4 protein-coding genes and 1 pseudogene are annotated in these 4,219 nt (G+C 68.5%); 2 read left to right on the top strand and 3 right to left on the bottom strand.

Features of this window, described 5'->3' with window-relative positions:
* Positions 1-148: 148 nt before the first annotated feature.
* Together VF665_RS11090 and VF665_RS11095 are read left to right on the top strand one after the other, a co-directional pair.
* The gene (locus tag VF665_RS11090; protein WP_331053496.1) at positions 149-853 is read left to right on the top strand and encodes a hypothetical protein; all 705 of its coding nucleotides are present in this window, start codon (positions 149-151) and stop codon (positions 851-853) included.
* 54 nt (positions 854-907) lie between these two features.
* On the top strand, positions 908-1,768 hold the full coding sequence (locus tag VF665_RS11095; protein ID WP_331053497.1) for a L,D-transpeptidase: 861 nt from the start codon (positions 908-910) through the stop codon (positions 1,766-1,768).
* A 535-nt stretch (positions 1,769-2,303) separates the two neighbouring features.
* Here the strand turns inward: VF665_RS11095 and corA are convergent.
* The 3 genes and pseudogenes from corA to VF665_RS11110 all read right to left on the bottom strand — a co-directional run.
* Complete coding sequence (gene corA, locus VF665_RS11100; protein WP_331053498.1) at positions 2,304-3,362, bottom strand: magnesium/cobalt transporter CorA; 1,059 nt, start codon at positions 3,360-3,362, stop codon at positions 2,304-2,306.
* Positions 3,337-3,705 (bottom strand): SPW repeat domain-containing protein, encoded by a 369-nt coding sequence (locus VF665_RS11105; RefSeq protein ID WP_331053499.1) that lies wholly within the window; start codon positions 3,703-3,705, stop codon positions 3,337-3,339. Before VF665_RS11105 ends, corA begins: the two co-directional genes overlap by 26 nt.
* Positions 3,706-3,966: 261 nt before the next feature.
* Positions 3,967-4,219, bottom strand: a pseudogene (locus VF665_RS11110) (hypothetical protein); the annotation flags it as partial.

Genomic DNA, 4,219 nt, shown 5'->3' on the forward strand with positions numbered 1-4,219 from the left:
AACCGCGGGGGACGCTCTCGCGGCGGGCGTCGCAGGTGTGTCTTGAAATCGCATAAGTCCATGCACGCGTGGCACTAACGGGTTGCGGGAACACCTCTTGCACAGTGCACCCCCGGATTCTGCCAACTTCATCCTGGGATCGGGGCACATGAGCGACAGTCGGCCGCGCGGGGGGCTCAGGCGCGAGCACCCGGCCTTCTTCTGGGGGACCATCGTGCTGGTGCTGCTGCTGCTGAGCGGCGCCGGGGTCATTGCGTCGCGCGTGCCCAAGTACCAGTCGGAGACGGAGTACTTCAACCGGCAGCTTTCGGCGGCGCAGCGGGCCACGCGCGACTCGCTGCTGGCCAACCAGCAGCGGCGCACCGCGCTGGCCGTGGCCGTGCTGCGCCGCGACATGCGTATCCGCTCGCTGCAGAACAAGAAGCGGCACCTGGCCATCATCCTGAACGACTCGGTGCTGGAGCTTCGGCAGGGCGTCGCCACGCTGCGGCGGGTGCACATATCCGTGGGCCCGGATTCCACCGTGCGCGCGCCGGACGGGCGCACGTGGCGGCTGGTGCGCCCTCTGGGTGAGCGCAAGGTGGCGGAGCGCGAAACGTCGCCCGTGTACACCGTGCCCGAGTGGGTGTACGTGGCGCGCGGCGAGCCGGTGCCGCCCGAAGCGGAGCGCAAGGTGCCGGGCGGGCTGGGCGCCTACGTGCTGCGCCTGGACGACGGAACGGAAATCTACAGCCAGCCCTCCAAGGGGCCGCTGGCCGAGACGGTAAAGCCGGGTGCCTTCATGACCCGGTCGCGCGACCTGGCGGCCATCTTTGAGGCCGTGGGCGAAAACACGCCGGTCTACATCTACTGACGCCGGGGACCTTTCTGATCGGCCGCGCGCACGCGGCCGGGGAGCAGGACAACGATGGACAACATTCCCAACCGCAGGCGGCCCGACAGCGTTCCGGAGCGGCGCGACTACACGCCCAAGGGCCACGTGCGCCGCATCTTTCACGACCACAAGCTGGGCGTGGTGCTGGCGCTTCTGGGCGTGCTCCTTTCCGCCGGGCTCTTCGCCGCGACGTCGGCGTGGGCCGTCAACGAGCGCCTTACGCGCCGCGTAACGGAAATGAGCTACCACAACGATACACGCTCGCTCGAGTACGTCCGCCGCAAGGAGGCCGAACTGGTGCAGAGCGTGGCGGAGAAGGAGCGCGCGCTGGCGGCCCGTGAGGAGGAGCTTGCGCCCAAGGACCGCGCCTACCTGGTGGTGAGCCTGGCCGAGCGCCGCGTGCTGTACCTCAAGGGGAACGACACGCTGTTCAAGGCCCCGGTGGCCGTGGGCAGCGGCAAGACGGTGGTGGTGGAGGGGCGCACCAAGCGGTTCATCACGCCGCGCGGGCGCATGGCCATCACCCACAAGGAGTTGGACCCGGTGTGGGTGCCGCCGACGTGGCACTACATCGAGTACGCCCGCAAGACGGGGCGCCGCGTGGTGGACATGAGCAACGCGTCGCCCGGCGCGCTGGCCGGCTACCCGGCGGGGCGCATCCCCGTGCGGGGCAACACGGTCATCATTCCGCCCTGGGGCAGCCCGCAGCGCGCGCAGAAGGGCGTGCTGGGCGCCGCCAAGCTGGAAATGTACGACGGGTACTACTTCCACGGGACGGACAACCCGTCGTCCATCGGGTCCGCGGCCAGCCACGGCTGCATCCGGATGTACAAGGACGACATCCTCTGGATGTACAAGAACGTGCCGGTCGGCACCCTGGTGTACATCTACTGACCCGCGACGGATCGCGGATCGGCGAAGCCCCGGCGCGAGTTTCCGCGCCGGGGCTTCTGTTTGCGTGCTGCACGCGTTGAGGGATGACGAGTGCTGCAGGATGCGCGTGCGCGGACGGTGTGGCCCTCACCCGGCTCGCTAAAGCTCGCCACCCTCTCCCACGAACGGATGTGGGAGAGGGGGCACACGGCAACGACATTTCGGTGCGGTTCGGCCCGGTCGAGGCGCGTTCGGAGAGGCCCCCTCCCCCCAGCCCCCTCCACCCGCTCCGCGGGAGAGGGGGAGCCGTTCGGCGCGGGGGCAAAGGTGGGAGCTCGCCCGCGGCCTCGAAGGCCCCTCCCCCGCCCCTCCCCGTGCAAACAGCCGCACGGAGAGGGGAGGATTCGCACCGGATTCCTTCGCCCTCGTGAAGTTGAAGCAGAGCGGCGGATTCATCCGCTCAGGGATGCCTGCGACGCTCACGATGCTCGTCGTCACGAGCGTGCGGTTCACTTTCGTACTTTCGTACTCCAGTTCCGCACGCCCGCACTCCCCCTCACACCCAGTGCTTGCGCCGGAAATAATAAAACAGCAGCGTCCCCACGCCCACCATGCTGCCGATGGCCCACAGGTAGCCGTATCGCCAGTGCAGCTCGGGCATGATCTCGAAGTTCATCCCGTACACGCCGGCGATCCACGCCATGGCCATGAGGATGATGGACCACGCCGCCATCACCCGCATGGTCTCGTTCAGCTGGTGGCCCGAGAGGGAGATCTGGCCCTCCATGGCCCCCGTCAGCAGGTCGCGCAGCGTGTCGATCTCTTCAGCCACGCGGATGGCATGGTCGTGCACATCCTGAAAGTACGGGAGCAGCTCCGGCTGCAGAAACGGGATGTCGCGGCGCAGCAGCGAGCCGATCAGTTCGCGCTCCGGACCCACCATCCGCCGGAACAGGACGAGCTCGCGGCGCATCCCCAGCACCTGCTGCATCCCGCTCCCGATCTGGTCTACCGTCCCCTCCTCCAGCTGCCCCACACGCTCGGAAAAGTGGTCCAGCACGGGAAAGTAGTTGTCTACCACCAGGTCCAAGATGGCGTGCGCCAGCCCGCCCGGGTTGCGGAAGCGCTCCGGGGTAGCGCGCCAGCGGGCCAGCACCTCGGTAAGCTCGTGGATCCTGTGGTCGTGCACGGTGACCACGTAGTTGTGGCCGATGAACGCGTGCAGTTCGTTGAGCGCCATCCGCTCGCGCGTGGGGTTCACGTGCGCGGCGTAGACGACCAGAAAGAAGTAGCCGTGGTAGCGGTCGATCTTGGGGCGCTGCCGGCCGCGGACGGTGTCTTCCACCGCCAGCGGGTGAAAACCCATCTGGTCGCGCAGAAACTCGCCCTCCGCGGCGCCGGGCGCGGCGATGTCGATCCACACCAGCGGAGGATCGTCCGGCTGCGCTCCCGTCCGCCCGCGGTGCACGATCTCCAGCGCTTCGTGGACCGGGATGGCGTGCACTCCGCTGTGGCTTTCCGCGTAAGCGGAGATGCGCGACCGCGGCTCGGCGGTGGACGCATCTTCGCAGAGCGGGTCTACGATCTCGTTATCGCGCCGCTCGGCGACGGTCATAGCCAGGAACGGTGTTGGTGAGTGCCGCGGACAGGATCTCGAAGGCGGCCACGGCCACAAACGGAATCCAGACCTTGTCGTCAAAGCCCAGCAGCCAGGGCGACACGGCGAGCAGCACGGCGCCCAGCGCGTCCAGCCAGAGGTGCACCGGCATGGGGAGCTTGCGGATGAGCCCGAGCTCGTAGTCCGTCACGAGGCTGTACAGCAGCACGGAGGCGCCCAGCCCCACGCACACCCACGTTTCCGGGCCGCCGCGCCCGAATCCCGCGATCCAGGGAAGCCCGATGAGCAGGGCGCCCAGAAGATAGTCCAGAATGCCGTGCACACGCGTGGGAATCCGCATTGCTCCGCCCGTCGTGATGTTTGCGGTGAATGTCAGCCAGTCAAGCCGACGCGCGTGCGCAAGGGACAGGCCGAGAACGCGGGAGAACGGCGGTGAGAAGTGACCGGTTCCCCAGTGCCCAGTGCTACAATCCATCCACGAACCCGATGCAATCCTCCTCGGCCCCGACCCCCTTCCTCCCCCGCAGTTCCTCCGCGGCTTCCGCCAACCCGGCATCCTCCGCGTGAGATGCGGTTCAGAGAACGGCGGAGCGCGCGGAACTCAGCTCCAGGGCTCCAGGATCACCTCCACCGGCGCGCGGATGCCGGCATCCGGATGCAGCCACGCGGCGAGCGCTTCGGTGCCTTCCACGATGCGCGGCCCGCTGCGGCTGAAGTACGCGCTGTGCCCCAACGCCGCGCGTCCCTCACGCAGCGCGCGAGGCGCGGCGGCATGCAGGCGGTCGCGTGCGCGGTCCGCGTCGGCGCGGGCGGCGGGCAGGTCGTAGCCGCAGGGGAGCAGGAGCAGGTGATCG

The sequence above is a fragment of the Longimicrobium sp. genome (assembly GCF_036387355.1).
Lineage (GTDB): Bacteria > Gemmatimonadota > Gemmatimonadetes > Longimicrobiales > Longimicrobiaceae > Longimicrobium.